We start from the raw sequence: 15,580 nt of genomic DNA, 5'->3' as shown, positions 1-15,580 counted from the left end.
GTTGATCGACCTTCCCAGGGTACGGCGCTGCGGAGGGGGGTCGGTGGCACGCCCGTCGGCTGCTGCTTCGATCGACCGCTGGGAGAGCGGCGGCGGCACGGTACAGGGGCTCGCGGAGTGAGGTTCGTGTGGGACCAGTCGTCGTGGGACGACCACGTCTGGTGGCAGAACCAGGATCGCAAGATCCTCAAGAGGATCAACACCCTGCTCCAGGACATCGCCCGGAACGGGAACGAGGGGATGGGCAAACCGGAACCCCTGAAGCACGGCTTCCCGGGGTACTGGACGCGCCGCATCACCGGCGAGCACCGCCTCATCTGCAAGGGGGCCGACGACGGGGTCCGCATCGCCGCCTGCCGCTACCACTACGGCCGCTGACCCCTGCGCGCGTCGGCCCCCCTCCCCGCCCGCTCCACCAGCAGCCAGCCGCACAGGATCATCGCAACGGCGGCCGGGGCAGTGACCGGGACCGCGACGAGCAGGGCCGTGCGGCCATCCAGCAGGCCGGCCAGTCCGACCATGGACAGGCCCAGCACGCCGAGCAGGCAGAGCGCGGCGCCGAGCGCGGCCGGCCAGGCGGGGCCCGTACCCGGAACGACCGGGGCGGCAGCCGCCGGGCGTTCGAAGGTGCGGAAGGCGGCGACCAGGGCGGCGGTGAGCGCGGCCGCGGCGGCGAGCCGCAGCGGGGTCTGGGCCCACCAGGCGGCGGTGGCGGGTTCGGGGAGCGGGAGGTCGAGGGCGAGCATCGCCCCGTACACCCCGAGCATCGCCGTGAGGTGCCAGAGGAACGCGGTCATCGCCACCCCGTTGGCGGCCACCACCGGGCGCCAGGTGCGGGGGCGGGCCAGCAGGCGGGCGGCGGGGGCGCGGAGCAGTTCGACCGCGCCGACCAGCCAGAGGCCGTGGCAGAGCAGGGCGAGGTGGGCGGGGCCATGTTGCTGACCTTCTCGCCGGGCATCCCGACCATGGACAGCGGGTAGGGCCCGAACGCCACCAGGGCCCCGGCGGTGATCAGGCCGCCGGCGGCGAGCAGGGCGGGGCGGCGCAGGGCGAGGAGGCCGGGCCCGGCTCCGAGGCGGCCGTCGGCGCGTGGGTGCTCTCCGAGATCCCGGTCGTCGCCGCCAGCTCGGCGAGGGTGATCCCGCGTTCGCGGCGCAGCGCACGCAGCCGGGGGCCCACGGCGTCGAGCACGCCGTCCGTCTCCCCGGCGGCGCCGTCGCGGCCCCCGTCACCGTCCCGGTCGCGGTCCATCCCGCCATCTTGCCAGAAGGGCAAGATCCCGTGCGGGTGGTGGCGGGCCTGGCAAGACTGAAGGCGCGTCACGGCAAACAGGAGTTCCGACCGCCCCGACCGCCTCGACCGCCCCGACCGCCCCGACCGCCCCGACCGAAGGAGCACCGCCCCGATGAACACGACCGACGCGACCGACGCCCGCACGTCCTGGGACGGCGTCTACGCCGCCCGGCCCGCCGCCACCGACCCGCGGCCGAACGTCCGGCTCACCGAGACCGTCGCGGACCTGCCGCCCGGCGACGCGCTGGACCTGGGCTGCGGCGAGGGCGGCGACACGCTGTGGCTCGCCCGCCAGGGATGGCGCGTCACCGCCGTCGACCTCTCGGCCGTGGCGGTCGAGCGGCTCACCGGCCTGGCCCGCTCGCACGGCCTGGGCGACCGGGTCACCGCCGAGCAGCATGACCTGGGTGCGTCCTTCCCGGAAGGACCGGAAGGGCCGGAAGGGCCGGAAGGGCCGGAAGGGCCGCGAGACTCGAAGAACCCGCGAGACCCGCAGGGCCCGAAAGACCCGCAGGAGTTGAAGGGCCCGCTGGGCCGCGTAGGCGCGTTCGACCTGGTCACCGCCCACTACCTGCACACCGCTTTCCCCCTGGACCGGGCGGCCGTCCTGCGCCGGGCCGCCCACGCCCTGCGTCCGGGCGGTCTGCTGCTGGTCGTCGACCACGGCTCGACCGCGCCGTGGTCGTGGAACCAGGACCCGGAGGTCCACCACCCGAGCCCGCGCGAGGTCGCGGAGGCCATCGCCCTGGACCCGGCCGCCTGGACGGTCGAACGGGCCGACGCGCTCCGCCGGAGGGCGACCGGGCCGGACGGCAGCACCGCCGAGGTCACCGACCACGTGCTCCTCATCCGACGCACCGCCTGACGCCGGTGCCGACCGCTCGCCTCGAAGGAGACCCGCCATGGCCACCCATGACCGACGCCGTGACACCCCGCCGCCCCGGACCGGCGGCGGCGAGGCCGAGACCCTGCGCGGCTTCCTCGACTACCTGCGGGCCTCGGTCGCCGCGAAGGTCGGCGGCGCCCCGGAGCCGGCGGTCCGGACGGCTCAGGTGGCTTCGGGTACGAACCTGCTCGGCCTGCTCCACCACCTGACGTGCGTCGAGCGCGCGATGTTCCTCGGGGACCGCGTCACCGACTGGCGGGCGACGTTCTCGGCCCCGCCGACGGACGGCGTGGCCGAGGTCGTCGCCCGCTACCGTACGGCGGTCGAGCGCGCGAACGCCGTCCTCGACGGGTGCACGGATCCGGCCGCACCGGTCCCTCGGCCGCGACCGGGGAGGCCCGCGCCCAGCGTCCGGTGGGCGCTCATCCACATGATCGAGGAGACCGGGCGCCACGCCGGGCACGCGGACATCCTCCGCCAACTGATCGACGGCACGACCGGCCGCTGACCGGCTCTGTCACCGGCTCACGCCCTCCCGACGCGCGCCCCCGGCGCCGGGGCCGACGCCACCCGTGCGTTCCGGCAGGTCCCCGACGCCAGCAGCGCGTCGGCCACCTTGCGGGCCATCGACGCGTCCTCCACCAGGAACGCCGTCGTCGGCCCGGACCCGGAGACCAGGGCGGCCAGCGCCCCCGCCTGCGTGCCCGCGGCCAGGGTGTCGGCGAGGGAGGGGCGCAGGGAGAGCGCGGCGGGCTGGAGGTCGTTGCTCAGGGCGGCCGCGAGTGCGCCGGAGTCGCCGGAGCGCAGGGCGGCCAGCAGCGCGGCCGAGGCGGCGGGTTCGGGGACCTCCGCCTCGGCCGTGAGCCGGTCGAACTCCCCGTACACGGCGGGTGTGGACAGCCCCCCGTCCGCCACCGCGAAGACCCAGTGGAACTCCCCGCCGACCTCGATCGGGGTCAGCTTCTCGCCGCGTCCGGTGCCGAGCGCGGCCCCGCCGACCAGGCTGAAGGGCACATCGCTGCCCAGCTCGGCGCAGATGGCCAGGAGTTCGTCGCGGCTCGCGCCGGTCCCCCACAGCGCGTCGCAGGCGACCAGGGCGGCGGCCCCGTCGGCGCTGCCGCCCGCCATGCCGCCCGCGACGGGGATGTCCTTGGCGATGTGGAGGTGGACGGCGGGGGTGACGCCGTACCGCTCGGCCAGCGCGAGGGCGGCCCGGGCGGCGAGGTTGGTGGCGTCCAGCGGGACCTGGGCGGCGTCCGGGCCGGAGCAGGTGATGCGCAGCTCGTCGGCGGGGGTGGCGGTGACCTCGTCGTACAGGCCGACGGCGAGGAAGACGTTGGCCAGGTCGTGGAAGCCGTCGGGGCGGGCGGCGCCCACGGCGAGCTGGACGTTGACCTTGGCGGGGACGCGGACGGTGACACCCGTACTCACAGGGACACCTCCGGCCTGTTCTCCGCGATCGCCGCGAACTCCTCCACCGTCAGCGCCTCGCCGCGCGCCTGCGGCGAGATGCCGGCGGCGACCAGCGCGGCCTCGGCGGCGGGCGCGGAGCCGGCCCAGCCGGACAGGGCCGCGCGCAGCGTCTTGCGGCGCTGGGCGAAGGCCGCGTCCACGACCGCGAAGACCTCGGCGCGGGAGGCGGTGGTGGCGATGGGCTCGGTGCGCCGGACGAGCGAGACGAGCCCGGAGTCGACGTTCGGGGCGGGCCAGAAGACCGTACGGCCGATGGACCCGGCGCGCTTGACCTCCGCGTACCAGTTGGCCTTCACCGAGGGCACGCCGTAGACCTTGTTGCCGGGGCGGGCGGCCAGCCGGTCGGCCACCTCCGCCTGGACCATGACGAGGGTCCGCTCGATGCTGGGGAAGCGCTCCAGCATGGTGAGCAGGACGGGCACGGCCACGTTGTACGGGAGGTTGGCGACGAGCGCGGTGGGCGCGGGGCCCGGCAGTTCGGTGACCAGCATCGCGTCGGAGTGGACCAGGGCGAAGCGGTCGGCGCGCTCCGGCATCCGGGCCTGGACCGTGGCGGGCAGGGCCGCCGCGAGCACGTCGTCGATCTCGACCGCGACCACCCGGTCCGCCGCCTCCAGCAGCGCCAGGGTCAGCGAGCCGAGCCCGGGGCCGACCTCGACGACCACGTCGTCCGGGCGGACCTCGGCCGTGCGCACGATACGGCGGACGGTGTTGGCGTCGATGACGAAGTTCTGACCGCGCTGCTTGGTGGGGCGTACGCCCAGCTTCGCTGCCAGGTCGCGGATGTCTGCGGGGCCCAGGAGGGCGTCGGGCTCTGTGCTGCTCACCCGGTAAGCCTACGGCCGCAGTGCGGCCACGGACTCGTCCCCCGCTGCACGTAGAGCTTCCTGGCCCGGTACGTCTGCTCGGCGGCGGGTGCGTCCTGGGGCCGTCCGCTCCCGCCGAGGGACTGCCAGGTCTGCGTGTCGAACTGGTACAGCCCGCCGTACGTCCCGCTCGGGTCCACCGCCCCCGCCCGCCCGCCGGACTCGCAGGCGGCGAGCGCGGACCAGTTCAGCCCGTCCGCCCCGGCGACCGAGGCGGGCCGCTGCCGGGTACCGGTGCGCACGACGCGGCTGACCGGCTGGTGGACCAGCTCCTCGGCGGTCCTGCGGGGCTTCTGCCGAACCCCGTTGACGGTCCGCACGGCGTACGTGACCCGGCGCACACCGTTGCGGCCCGCCCGCTCCACCACCTCGGTGCCCCGGAACAGCTCGGGGTCCTCGCTGCGTTCGACGGCGTACGGGATCGGCTCCTCACGCACCTCGCGGGTGTCGGTGATCCGCATGACGGAGACCGTCTGGCCGTCGCGCGGGAAGCTGCCGGGGTCCACGGAGGTGGTGTCGTGGCCGTGCAGGGTGATGCCGGCCTCGGCGAGGGCCTCGCGGACGGTGGCGGTGTTGGTGCGCAGGGTGCGTTCCTGGCCGTCCGCCATGAAGGTCACGGTGCGTTCGGTGCGGACGGTGAGGGTCAGGCCGGTGCGGGCGATCCGGGCGGACCGGGACGCGGAGAGGTACGCGCCCTCGGCGCGGACCCCGAACGCGCGCAGGGCGTCCTCCACCGTGTCGGCGGTCGTCCACACCCGGCGGTGGTGGCCGTCGAGGGTGAGGTCGAGGGGGCGGCCGTAGCGGACGACGACCTCGTCGCCGTGATCGAGTGCGGTGCCGGGGGCCGGGGAGATGTGGTCGTGCGCGCCGACGCGGACGCCCTGGTCCGCCAGCAGCTCGGTGACGTCGTCGGCGAAGGTGTGCAGGGTGCGGGGGGTGCCGTCGACGTCCAGCCGGACCGCTTTGTCGTGGGCGACGAACGCGGTGGTGCCGCCGGCCAGGAAGGCGACGACGAGGGCCTGCGGGACGAGGCGCCGCAGGGTGTCGGGGTTTCCCGCGAACGGCCCCGCGAACGGGTTCCTCGCGAACGTACGGCGGCGCCTGGCGGCCCGCCGGGCGTCGGCGCGGGTGGGGCCCTGCCGGGGCACCCCGGTCGGCGGCCCGGCGAGCGGGGTGTCGACGACGGTCGGGGCGTGGGTGGCGGGGCCCGCGATGAACACCCCGTCGGCCACGGTCAGCTGCTCGTGGAACGCGCCGGGGGAGGCCGCCGGCACCGGGGCGGGCGGCGGTGGCGCCAGTGCCGTACGCCGTCCGCCGCGCGCCGCCCGGTGACTGCCCTGCGAAGTACTCACGCCGCTCCCGAAGATCCGCCCACCGCCACCCCGTCGTGCGCGGGGACGATAGCGGAGCTCCGGTGACTCTCCAAAGCGACACGGCTACCCGGAGTGTCCGGGCGGGTCCGGCCGGGGGTCAGAAGTCGAACGCCCGTGCCGTGTTGTCGTGGATCGCGGCGGCCAGCGTGTCCTCGTCCAGCCCCTTGACCTCGGCCATCGCGCGCAGGGTGACCGGAATGAGATACGGGGCATTGGGCCGTCCGCGGTACGGGGCGGGGGTCAGGAAAGGCGCGTCCGTCTCGACGAGGACCAGCTCCGTGGGGGCGACGGCGAGCGCGTCGCGCAGCGGCTGGGCGTTCTTGAAGGTCATGTTGCCGGCGAAGGACATGAAGTACCCGGCCCGTGCGCAGATCCGGGCCATGTCGGCGTCGCCGGAGTAGCAGTGGAACACGGTCCGCTCGGGCGCGCCCGTCTCGCGCAGGACCCGCAGGACGTCCGCGTGCGCGTCGCGGTCGTGGATGACCAGGGCCTTGCCGTGCCGCTTGGCGATCTCGATGTGGGCCCGGAAGGACTCCTCCTGGGCGGCGATGCCCTCGGGGCCCGTACGGAAGAAGTCCAGACCCGTCTCCCCGACCCCGCGTACGTGGTCGAGGGCGGCCAGCGCGTCGATCTCCGCCAGCGCCTCGTCCAGCGCGGCCTTCCCGCCGGGCTCCCGGGCCCGCTGCCGCGCGGTGCCGTCGGTGCCCTCGACGTACCCGTGGACGATGCGCGGGGCCTCGTTGGGGTGCAGGGCGACCGAGGCGTGGACGGCCGGGTGGGCGGCCGCGGTCTCGGCGGCCCAGCGGGAGCCGGCCACGTCGCAGCCCACCTGGACCACGGTCGTCACGTTCACCGCGGCGGCCCGGGCGAGGGCCTCCTCGACGGTGGCGTCCTGCATGTCCAGGTGGGTGTGGGAGTCGGCGACCGGGACCCGGAGGGGCTCGGGCAGCGGCGGGGCTTCGGTACGGCTCATGCGGACGACTCTACGAGGGCCCGGTTCACCGGCGTACGGGACCGGGTCCCTCACCCGGGGGAGGCGATCGGCGGACGGGTCACCTGCGGTGGAACAGGTCCGACAGCCGCCAGTGGCGCTCCGACGCGGCGGTGGCCCCGACGGGCTCGGCCGGCTTCGCCGCCGGGGTGGGGCCCGGCCGGCGCTGGAGCAGCTGCTGGACACCGGCCACCCGCCCGGCCCGCATGATCCGCACCACGTGACCGCCGCAGTTCGCGCAGGTGGGCGTGGAGAGCGGGGACGGAACGCGCTCACCGTCGGCCAGGTAGACGACGAACTCGTGGCCGTGGATGTCCACGTGGTGCTCTATCTCGTACGACTGCTCCCAGCCGTATCCGCACTTCATGCAGGCGAAGGCATACGCCTCGTGGACGGTGGTCGCTGCGATCTCGCTCATACCCGCTCCTCTTGTCCGCCGGTCAGGCACTCCGGGGACGGCCGGCCCGTCCGAGGGTTTCGAACAGGTGGCCCGTCCCTTCCAGTGGACACCCGCGCAGGGGTGGACGCACCAGCTCAGAGCCGGTATTGGTGCGTTCTTGGCCTCCTTTTGCCGCCCTTTGCCGCCGCATGGCCCAGGACAGGGCAGCCCATGACCGGGAGAGCAGACGGCCGGTGACCGCCGGATCACCGAGCGCCCCCGAGTGCGCCCCACGCCCGTCGTGAATGCGCCCGCGCACCACCCCCGCGCGACCCCCCTCGATTCCCCGAATTCCCGGCCCTTTTTCACCCGCTTGCCGCGTGAATTCATCATTCAATTGAATTCCTCATCACCATGGATGTCCACGCCCAATTTGCGGCGCTCCCGTTTTCCGCTTTCACTCGGAACGTACGTAAACCGTGACTTGGTTCGTACGACAACCGGTACATCAACCCGATTCCCACAGGATGGGGAGCACCCATGTACACCACGGACACCACTGCTACCGACATCGAGCTCGACCTCGACGCGGCGCTCAACCCGGGCGAGGCCGAGGGCTTCTACCGCGACTCCCGCGAGTGCGCCTCCCTCGCGCTCATCGCCGGCGGCGGCGCCCTGCTGCTGTCGCCTCCGACCCCGCGCCCGAAGAAGGGCTGAACGTCGGAACATGGACCAGACACATGCTTCGTCCCCGCTAGCGGGTGCCGTGCATGACCTGGCAACAGAGGTGGCCCTCGCTCTTCGGAGCGGGGACCACCTCGCCACGGTGTGCGGCGCGGCTGGAATCGACGAGGAGAACCGGACCGGAATCGCCGCCGCGCGGGTCATCGGCGCCGATCTGTTGCTGCCGAGTGTTCTGTACGGGCGTCATCCGCATCCCGGGGATGTCGCCGTGCTCGACCGGGCGGTACGGGAGTTCCCGCCCAAGCCGGACGCTCCGGCCGCGACGGCCTGGAGCCACTGGCACATGATCTCCACGCTCCAGCGGATCGCGCGGCCGGCCCCGGGCGCGACGGGCGCGACGGGCGCGGGCGGGACGGCCGGCCCGACTGAGGCGACCGGTGCGACCGGCACGACCGGCGACCACGAGGAGCCCGACGCCGCCTGGCTGGAGAGGGCGCCCTGGCAGTCCTTCACCTACCAGCTCTCGGTGCTCGCCCCCCTCGCCGTACCGGCGGCCCCCTCGGCGGTGCAGCGGGCCGCGGCGATGCGGGCGGTCGACCTCTCGCGCGGCTTCGTCCGTGCGGTGCGGCGGCGCGACTGGCTCCAGGCGGCCGGCGCGGGCCGCTGGCTCGCGGCGATCGGCGGCGAACCGGCGACCCTGGGCCTGGAACGCGGCCTGGACTTCGTCGAGCTGATGGGCGGTCACGACCCCCGCGTCACCCTGCACGTGCGGGCGGCCCGGCTGATGGCCGAGGCGAGGGCGCGATGACGGCGACCACGACGCAGGACCCCCCGGAGCACGCGTCCCCCGGCGCCGCACTCGCCGTCCTGCCACACGTCCTGCGCGGGGCCCTCGCCTGGACCGACGCGCACCGGGCTGGGTTCGCGCTCCCCGATGACGTCCTGGAACCCCACATCCAGGTCAACGCCACGCTCAAACCCCTCGGCGAACTGGCCCAGCTCTGCTCCACGGTCCGCGCCGCCACCGCCCCCGGCACCCCGGAACACGAGGTGGCCGGGGACCTCGTCACGTACGCCTGGGAGCGGGTGGAGGCGGGCGGACTGCTCCTGGAACTGCTGCGCAACGAGCCGTTCGCCGCCTATCCGTACGAGATCTACGCCGCCTTCGCCGGGTACGGGCTGCGCCACGAGGGGTTCGAGGCCCTGGCCCGCCCGCTCACCGGCACCCGCTCCTGGGCCCACACCGAGCAGCAGGCCAACCGGCAGCTCGGCCTGATCAACTCCGAGCGGCGGGTGGGGGTGGTGAGCCACACGGACGCCGGTGCGGTCCTGTCCCGGACCTGGCTGGGCGGCCTCTCGGAGCCGTGGACGTTCGAGGGCCCGTCCGGCTACGCGCTGACCCACACGGTCTTCCACCTCACCGACTGGGGCCGGCTGCCCGACCGGGTGCCGGAGAGGACGGACGCGTACCTGCGGACCTGGCTGCCCGCGTGGGCCGACGGCTGTGTGGAGAGCGGCCAGTGGGACCTGACGGGCGAACTGCTGGCGGTGGCCGCCTCGCTGCCGGGCCCGGCGCCCGTGGAGCTGCTGGACGCGGTCTGGCCGGTGCTCGCCGACGTCCAGCACGGCAGTGGCTGCGTACCGGAGACAGGCGTGCCGGTGCGGGAGGCCGAGCCCGGCGGACCGGTTCAGGACGCCGCGTCGCGGGACCCCGCGCCGTCGGACCCGTACCCCTTCATCGACTGCTACCACTCCACGCTCGTCACGGCCTTCGCGGCGGCCCTGTCCCTGAGGTCGCTGCGGTCGCCTGGGTCGCCGCGGCGGACGGACGAGGCCGTGCCCGGCCGGGAAAGGCGCACCGCATGAGCAGCGGCATCCAGCAGATCCACGACGTCGGGGCGAAGGCCCTGGGCTGGCTGTACGAGCACCGGCAGGGGTTCCGGCTGGAGGCCGACCCGGCCCCGGAGGCGGGGATGCTGGACCGGTTCAAGCCGCTGGGCGAGCTGGCGCTGATCTGCAAGGTCATCTTCCGCGAGGGGGTGGCCGGCTCGCAGCAGTCCGCGCTCGCCCACAAGTTGCTGGACCACGCCTGGCACGAGCTGCTGGGCTCCGGGGCCCGGCTGCTGGAGGGCCAGCGGCGCGAGCCGCTCTCGCCGGTGCCGCTGGAGGTCTACGTACCGTTCCGGGAGCTCGGTTTCCGGCAGCCCGGCCTGGAGTCCGCGATCCGGCTCAACCACCGGCTGGCCAGCTGGGGTGCGCTGGAGGTGCTGCCGGTGCGGCGGCTGGGGCTGAGTGCGATCGAGCGACGGTTCGGGGTGGAGCCGAGCGTCCCGGAGACAGCCGCGCTGGCGCACACCTGGCTGGCGCGGCGGCCCGAGCCGTGGACGGCCGAGGGCCATATCGGCTACGACGTCACGCACACGGTCTTCCACCTCACCGACTGGGGCGAGAAGCCGGCCGGGCTCCCCGCCGACCTCGCGGAGTACCTGGCGCTGTGGCTGCCGGTCTGGCTGGACGACTGGCTCGACCTGAAGCGCTGGGACCTGCTGGGCGAGCTGCTGGTGGTCGACGCGTGCCTGCCCGAACCGACGCTGGACGCGGCGGCCTGGCAGGGGTTCGCGCAGGCCCAGCAGCCGGACGGGGCGATGCCGGTGGTGGGCGGGATGCCGGAGGGGGACGAGGAGTCGGTGTTCGACCTGGTCTACCACCCGACGCTGGTCGCCGCGTTCGCCTCGGCGCTGGCGATGTCCCGCGCCCTGTCGGACCTGAGCGCCCCGGCCCCGGCATGAGGGACGCGACGGACACCGCGGCGGTCCGTGCGGCCGCCCCCGACGACTCGGCCACCGCTCACCTCCTCGCGGAGGCGGCCCGCGCGGTCGACGCGCCGGACCTGGTGATCGCGATGAGCCGGGGCGGGGCGCGCACGGTCCACACGGGCGGCAGCGCGGAACCGGGCCCGGTCGCCCGCGAGCGTCTGCGCTACGAACTGGGCTCGGCGTCGAAGCCGTTCGCGGGCCTGCTGCTGGCCCGGCTGGTGGCGCAGGGCCGGGTGCGGTACGAGGACCGGGCGGTGGACCTGCTGGCCCCGGGCCTCCCGGTGCACCCGGTGGTGCGGCGGATCACCCTGCGCCATCTGCTCACCCACACCTCGGGGCTGCCGGGCCTGCCCGCCGACTTCTACCCGCAGGCGGTGCCGCGCTGGTCGACCGACCCGTACGGCGACTACCCGGCGGACCGGGTGGTCCGGGCCTTCCTCCGCGCCCGCCCGCGCCACCGCCCCGGCACCCGCTGGCACTACTCGAACTTCGCTGTCTCCGTCCTCGGCCACACCCTCGCGGCGGCCACCGGAACCCCATGGGAGGTGCTGCTGCACCAGCAGGTGCTGGCCCCGCTGGGCCTGGAGGCCACGCTGCTGCGCCCCGGCCCGGACGGCACGGACGCGACCGGCCACCGCCGCGATGGGACCCCGCTGCCCGCACTGGACACGGGGGGCTTCACGGCCGCCGGGGCGCTGCGGTCGACGCCGCTGGACCTGCTGACGTTCCTGGAGGCGCATGTGGGGGGCGCCGAGCCCCGGGACCCGACGTTGAGCGCCGCACTCACCGAGGTGACCCGCCCGGTGCTGCGGCGCGGCTGGCGGCACGCGCACACCCACACGCTGACATGGTTCCGGCACCTGACCCCGTACGGCCCGGCGCTCTTCCACGCCGGCGCGACCATGGGCCAGCAGGTGTTCCTCGGCTTCCGCCCGGAGACGGGCCTGGTGGTGACCGCGACGGCGACCCGGCGGGTGTACCGGGGGGACACGTTCGTGGCGACGGCGCACGGGCTGCTGACGGAGACGCCGTAGGTAGGGGGACGCCCTGAGTACGGGGACCGCGGCCCCTACTGGGGTTCACGCGTGACCTACGGGGCTCACGCGTGACCTGCCGGGGGTTCACGCGTGACCTGCCGGGGCTCACGCGTGACCTGCCGGGGTTCACGCGCGGCCGGCTGAGGCCGCCGCGCGACCTACGCCTGCGGCTTGGACGCCTGCTCCGGACCCGTCCCGGCGGCCTTCCCGGCGGCCTTCTCGGCGTTCTTGGCCGCGACCACCGCGTCGAACACCTCGCGCTTGGGCAGCCCGGCCGCGGCGGCGACAGCGGCGATGGCCTCCTTGCGCCGCTCCCCCGCCTCCTCGCGCACCCGCACGCGCCGCACCAGCTCCTCGGCGTCCAGCCCCTCGTCGCCGGAGTCGGTCGCGCCCGCCACGACCACGGTGATCTCCCCCCGCACCCCGTCGGCGGCCCACACGGCCAGCTCACCGAGCGGACCGCGCTTGACCTCCTCGTACGTCTTGGTCAGCTCCCGGCACACGGCGGCGCGCCGCTCGGCGCCGAAGACCTCGGCCATGGCGGCGAGGGTGTCGTCGAGCCGGTGGGGGGCTTCGAAGAAGACCATGGTGCGCCGCTCGTCCCCGACCTCGCGGAGCTTGGAGAGCCGTTCGCCGGCCTTGCGCGGCAGGAACCCCTCGAAGCAGAAGCGGTCCACGGGCAGCCCGGAGAGCGCGAGCGCGGTGAGGACCGCGCTCGGCCCAGGAACGGCGGTGACGCGGATGTCCCGCTCCACGGCGGCGGCGACGAGCCGGTAGCCGGGGTCGGAGACGGACGGCATCCCGGCGTCGGTGACGAGGAGCACCCGGGCACCGCCCGTCAGTGCCTCCACCAGCTCCGGCGTACGGGCGGACTCGTTGCCCTCGAAGTAGGAGACGACACGCCCCGTGGTGTGGATGCCGAGCGCCTGGGTGAGCCGGCGCAGCCGCCGGGTGTCCTCGGCGGCGACGACGTCGGCCCGCTCCAGTTCGGCGGCCAGGCGTGGCGGCGCGTCCGCCACGTCACCGATGGGGGTCCCTGCGAGCACGAGCGTTCCAGTCGTTCCAGTCACATCAGCCATCCTCGCAGCACGGGCAGCACCCTTCGCACAGATGCGTTCCCTACGATGGCGCGGTGACGAGTACCGCACCCGAGACCCAGCAGGGCCACGACGCCAGGGACCCGCTCGGCGGACAGCCGACCTCCTGGCAGCGGCGACTGCGCCGTTTCGGCCATGTCCCCAGGCCGGAGGCCTCTCTCCGCGACCGGCTGGACCCGCCGTACACCCGGCCGGGACGGCAGATGTTCTCGGTGCTCGCGATCCCCCCGCAGGTGGCCGACCGGCTGGTGCGGTGGTCCGGCTGGGGCGGTCCGCTGCTGGTGACGCTGGTGGCGGGGCTGCTGCGGTTCTGGAAGCTGGACCAGCCGCACGCGGTGATATTCGACGAGACGTATTACGCGAAGGACGCGTGGGCCCTGGTCAACCAGGGGTACGAGGGGTCGTGGCACAAGGACGTCGACAAGCTGATCCTGAAGGACCCCTCCTCCGTCCCGGTCCCGACCGATCCGGGCTATGTGGTGCACCCGCCGGCCGGCAAGTGGATCATCGGGTTCGGTGAGCAGCTGTTCGGCTTCACGCCGTTCGGCTGGCGCTTCATGGTCGCGGTGCTGGGCACGGTCTCGGTACTCCTGCTGTGCCGGATCGGCCGGCGGCTGTTCCGCTCGACGTTCCTGGGCTGTCTGGCGGGTCTGCTGCTCGCGGTGGACGGGCTCCACTTCGTGATGAGCCGGACCGCGCTGCTCGACCTGATCGTGATGTTCTTCGTGCTGGCCGCGTTCGGCTGCCTGGTGGTGGACCGGGACCGGGCCCGCCGCAGGCTGGCCGCCGCGCTGCCGGTGGACGAGGAGGGGGTGCTGCGCCCGGACGCCCGGATCGCGCAGACGCTGCGCCTGGGCGGGCGGCCGTGGCGGCTGGGTGCGGGCGTGATGCTGGGCCTGGCGTTCGCCACGAAGTGGAACGGCCTCTACGTCCTGGCCGCGTTCGGCCTGATGACGGTGGTGTGGGACGTCGGCGCGCGGCGCACGGCGGGTGCGGAGCGGCCGTACCGGGCGGTGCTGCGCCGGGACCTGGTCCCCGCCTTCGTCTCCACGGTGCCGGTGGCGATCGTCACGTACCTCCTGTCGTGGACCGGCTGGATCGTCACGGACAAGGGCTACTACCGCGATTGGGCGGCCACGGAAGGCCAGGGCTCGTCCTGGAGCTGGCTGCTGCCGGACTGGCTGCGGAGCCTGTGGCACTACGAGAACCAGGTGTACGACTTCCACGTGGGCCTGACATCGGGCCACACCTATGAGTCGAACCCCTGGAGCTGGCTGGTGCTGGGCCGGCCCGTCTCGTACTTCTACGAGGAGCGGACGGGCTGCGAGGAGTCGACGACCGGCAAGTGCGCGGCCGAGGTCCTGGCCATCGGCACCCCGCTGCTGTGGTGGCTGGCGTGCTTCGCCCTCGCGTACGTGGTCTGGCGCTGGCTCTTCCGCCGCGACTGGCGGGCCGGTGCGATCGCCTGCGGCGTGGCGGCGGGCTGGGTGCCCTGGTTCTTCTACCAGGAGCGCACGATCTTCCTCTTCTACGCGGTGGTGTTCGTCCCGTTCCTCTGCCTGGCCGTGACGATGCTGCTGGGCGCGATCGTGGGCCCGGCGTCCGGCAGGGGCACCCGCGCGGAACTGGGCCTGACGTCCTCGGACCCGACAGGCGAACGCCGCCGCACCATGGGCGCGATCGCGGCGGGCGTGCTGGTGCTCCTGATCATCTGGAACTTCATCTACTTCTGGCCGCTGTACACCGGGACCTCGCTCCCGGAGGACCTGTGGCGGGACCGGATGTGGCTGGACACGTGGGTGTAGCCGCCGCCCGACTGCCCGGCAGTGCCCGCGAGGCGTGACGTCCCGGCGTTCCGGCGGGCAGGATGGGACCGGAACGCCATGTCCGGCCGTGTCGGGCGGCCACGGAAGCGAGGGGGCGGCGGTGGCGCGCGAGGAGACTCGGCAGAAGCACGAGCGGTGGGCGCGGGAGGCCTATTCGCTACTGATCGGTGTGGCGTGCAGCTACCACGCGGTCATCACCTACAAGGAGCTGGGAACAGAGGTCCAGGAGCGATCGGGCATCCACACCCGGGCCCCTTTGCAGTACTGGATCGGCCCGGTCCTGGGCAGGGTGGTCCGCGAGGCGCACAGAAGGGGTGACCCGCCACTCACGGCTCTGGTCGTGCACAGTGGCGACGGCATGGTGGGCGAGGGCTACAAGGAGGTTCTGGAGATCGCGGGACAGCCGCCGGTGCAGGACGCGTTGGACCGCGAACGCCATGCCGCACGGGCTCGGCTCGACTGCTACCGACGTTTCGGCGCGGCTCTGCCGCCGGGCGGAGGGGAGCCTGCCCTCGCTCCCAGGTACCGAGCGACCATCGAGCGGCGGCGGGCCCGGGACGCCGCGCCGCCGCCGGTGTGCCGCGGCTGCTTCGTCCAGCTCCCGGCAACCGGCGTCTGCGACTCCTGCGGCTAGGCGGTCAGACCTTGTCCTCTTGTGTCACGGTGCGTGAACGGAATTCCGGACGTCCGCTGCCGGTACCCCGTATCGCCTTGCGCGCGACATGCGGGCGGGGGGGGCCCGGGAAAAAAGGCGGCCCCCCCCCCCGGGAACCGGTGGGCCCACCCCGCCCGCGGGAAAAAACGCGAGCGGAGTAAAGAGTGGTTGGGGCCACCCCCCCCCGCCCCCGCGCGCCCCCCC

The 15,580-nt window shown here is 74.2% G+C and carries 16 protein-coding genes and 2 pseudogenes; 10 read left to right on the top strand and 8 right to left on the bottom strand.

Annotated features, from left to right (window positions below):
• The first annotated feature begins 117 nt into the window (after positions 1 to 117).
• A complete protein-coding gene (locus ACIQAK_RS24750; protein ID WP_366391115.1) occupies positions 118 to 378 on the top strand; it encodes a Txe/YoeB family addiction module toxin in 261 nt (86 codons plus the stop codon).
• Here ACIQAK_RS24750 and ACIQAK_RS24745 read toward each other — a convergent pair.
• Both ACIQAK_RS24745 and ACIQAK_RS24740 read right to left on the bottom strand, forming a co-directional pair.
• Positions 366 to 1,090, bottom strand: a pseudogene (locus ACIQAK_RS24745) (acyltransferase); the annotation flags it as partial. The gene ACIQAK_RS24750 and the pseudogene ACIQAK_RS24745 overlap by 13 nt on opposite strands.
• Before the next feature lie 2 nt (positions 1,091 to 1,092).
• A pseudogene (locus ACIQAK_RS24740) lies at positions 1,093 to 1,251 on the bottom strand (helix-turn-helix domain-containing protein); the annotation flags it as partial.
• A gap of 154 nt (positions 1,252 to 1,405) precedes the next feature.
• Here ACIQAK_RS24740 and ACIQAK_RS24735 point away from each other — a divergent pair.
• Together ACIQAK_RS24735 and ACIQAK_RS24730 are read left to right on the top strand one after the other, a co-directional pair.
• On the top strand, positions 1,406 to 2,158 hold the full coding sequence (locus ACIQAK_RS24735) for a methyltransferase domain-containing protein (protein ID WP_366391116.1): 753 nt from the start codon (positions 1,406 to 1,408) through the stop codon (positions 2,156 to 2,158).
• A gap of 37 nt (positions 2,159 to 2,195) precedes the next feature.
• Complete coding sequence (locus ACIQAK_RS24730) at positions 2,196 to 2,687, top strand: DinB family protein (RefSeq protein ID WP_366391117.1); 492 nt, start codon at positions 2,196 to 2,198, stop codon at positions 2,685 to 2,687.
• Between the two features lie 17 nt (positions 2,688 to 2,704).
• On the opposite strand, the gene ACIQAK_RS24725 is transcribed toward ACIQAK_RS24730, so the two are convergent.
• From ACIQAK_RS24725 to ACIQAK_RS24705, 5 genes are all read right to left on the bottom strand, one after another.
• On the bottom strand, positions 2,705 to 3,610 hold the full coding sequence (locus ACIQAK_RS24725; protein WP_366391118.1) for a 4-(cytidine 5'-diphospho)-2-C-methyl-D-erythritol kinase: 906 nt from the start codon (positions 3,608 to 3,610) through the stop codon (positions 2,705 to 2,707).
• Positions 3,607 to 4,479, bottom strand: coding sequence for a 16S rRNA (adenine(1518)-N(6)/adenine(1519)-N(6))-dimethyltransferase RsmA (rsmA, locus tag ACIQAK_RS24720; protein WP_366391119.1), 873 nt, complete (start codon positions 4,477 to 4,479; stop codon positions 3,607 to 3,609). The genes ACIQAK_RS24725 and rsmA overlap by 4 nt, the downstream gene beginning before the upstream one ends.
• Positions 4,476 to 5,816, bottom strand: coding sequence for a ubiquitin-like domain-containing protein (locus ACIQAK_RS24715; protein WP_401849021.1), 1,341 nt, complete (start codon positions 5,814 to 5,816; stop codon positions 4,476 to 4,478). The genes rsmA and ACIQAK_RS24715 overlap by 4 nt, the downstream gene beginning before the upstream one ends.
• A 172-nt stretch (positions 5,817 to 5,988) precedes the next feature.
• A complete protein-coding gene (locus ACIQAK_RS24710; RefSeq protein ID WP_366391120.1) occupies positions 5,989 to 6,864 on the bottom strand; it encodes a TatD family hydrolase in 876 nt (291 codons plus the stop codon).
• 79 nt (positions 6,865 to 6,943) lie between these two features.
• Positions 6,944 to 7,300: a hypothetical protein gene (locus tag ACIQAK_RS24705; RefSeq protein ID WP_366391121.1), complete on the bottom strand. Its 357-nt coding sequence runs from the start codon at positions 7,298 to 7,300 to the stop codon at positions 6,944 to 6,946.
• Positions 7,301 to 7,801: 501 nt separating this feature from the next.
• On the opposite strand from ACIQAK_RS24705, the gene ACIQAK_RS24700 reads away from it, so the two are divergent.
• From ACIQAK_RS24700 to ACIQAK_RS24680, 5 genes are read left to right on the top strand one after another with little or no spacing between them, the layout of a single operon-like run.
• The gene (locus ACIQAK_RS24700) at positions 7,802 to 7,978 is read left to right on the top strand and encodes a hypothetical protein (RefSeq protein WP_366391122.1); all 177 of its coding nucleotides are present in this window, start codon (positions 7,802 to 7,804) and stop codon (positions 7,976 to 7,978) included.
• A gap of 10 nt (positions 7,979 to 7,988) precedes the next feature.
• Positions 7,989 to 8,753 carry a hypothetical protein gene (locus tag ACIQAK_RS24695; RefSeq protein ID WP_366391123.1) on the top strand — a complete coding sequence of 255 codons (765 nt, stop codon included), beginning with the start codon at positions 7,989 to 7,991 and terminating at the stop codon, positions 8,751 to 8,753.
• Positions 8,750 to 9,811: a DUF6895 family protein gene (locus ACIQAK_RS24690; protein WP_366391124.1), complete on the top strand. Its 1,062-nt coding sequence runs from the start codon at positions 8,750 to 8,752 to the stop codon at positions 9,809 to 9,811. The genes ACIQAK_RS24695 and ACIQAK_RS24690 overlap by 4 nt, the downstream gene beginning before the upstream one ends.
• Positions 9,808 to 10,734 carry a DUF6895 family protein gene (locus ACIQAK_RS24685; protein WP_366391125.1) on the top strand — a complete coding sequence of 309 codons (927 nt, stop codon included), beginning with the start codon at positions 9,808 to 9,810 and terminating at the stop codon, positions 10,732 to 10,734. Before ACIQAK_RS24690 ends, ACIQAK_RS24685 begins: the two co-directional genes overlap by 4 nt.
• Entirely contained in the window at positions 10,731 to 11,795 is a 1,065-nt protein-coding gene (locus ACIQAK_RS24680) for a serine hydrolase domain-containing protein (protein WP_366391126.1), read from the top strand. The genes ACIQAK_RS24685 and ACIQAK_RS24680 overlap by 4 nt, the downstream gene beginning before the upstream one ends.
• A gap of 161 nt (positions 11,796 to 11,956) precedes the next feature.
• On the opposite strand, the gene rsmI is transcribed toward ACIQAK_RS24680, so the two are convergent.
• Positions 11,957 to 12,877 (bottom strand): 16S rRNA (cytidine(1402)-2'-O)-methyltransferase, encoded by a 921-nt coding sequence (gene rsmI / locus ACIQAK_RS24675; RefSeq protein ID WP_366391127.1) that lies wholly within the window; start codon positions 12,875 to 12,877, stop codon positions 11,957 to 11,959.
• Positions 12,878 to 12,930: 53 nt separating this feature from the next.
• On the opposite strand from rsmI, the gene ACIQAK_RS24670 reads away from it, so the two are divergent.
• Both ACIQAK_RS24670 and ACIQAK_RS24665 read left to right on the top strand, forming a co-directional pair.
• Positions 12,931 to 14,700, top strand: a complete 1,770-nt coding sequence (locus ACIQAK_RS24670; RefSeq protein WP_366391128.1) for a phospholipid carrier-dependent glycosyltransferase — start codon at positions 12,931 to 12,933, stop codon at positions 14,698 to 14,700.
• A gap of 121 nt (positions 14,701 to 14,821) precedes the next feature.
• Positions 14,822 to 15,355, top strand: a complete 534-nt coding sequence (locus ACIQAK_RS24665; RefSeq protein ID WP_366391129.1) for a hypothetical protein — start codon at positions 14,822 to 14,824, stop codon at positions 15,353 to 15,355.
• Positions 15,356 to 15,580 lie beyond the last annotated feature (225 nt).

The organism is Streptomyces sp. NPDC088706 (assembly GCF_044752765.1).
Lineage (GTDB): Bacteria > Actinomycetota > Actinomycetes > Streptomycetales > Streptomycetaceae > Streptomyces.
This window is presented reverse-complemented; position numbering and strand designations above follow the sequence as displayed.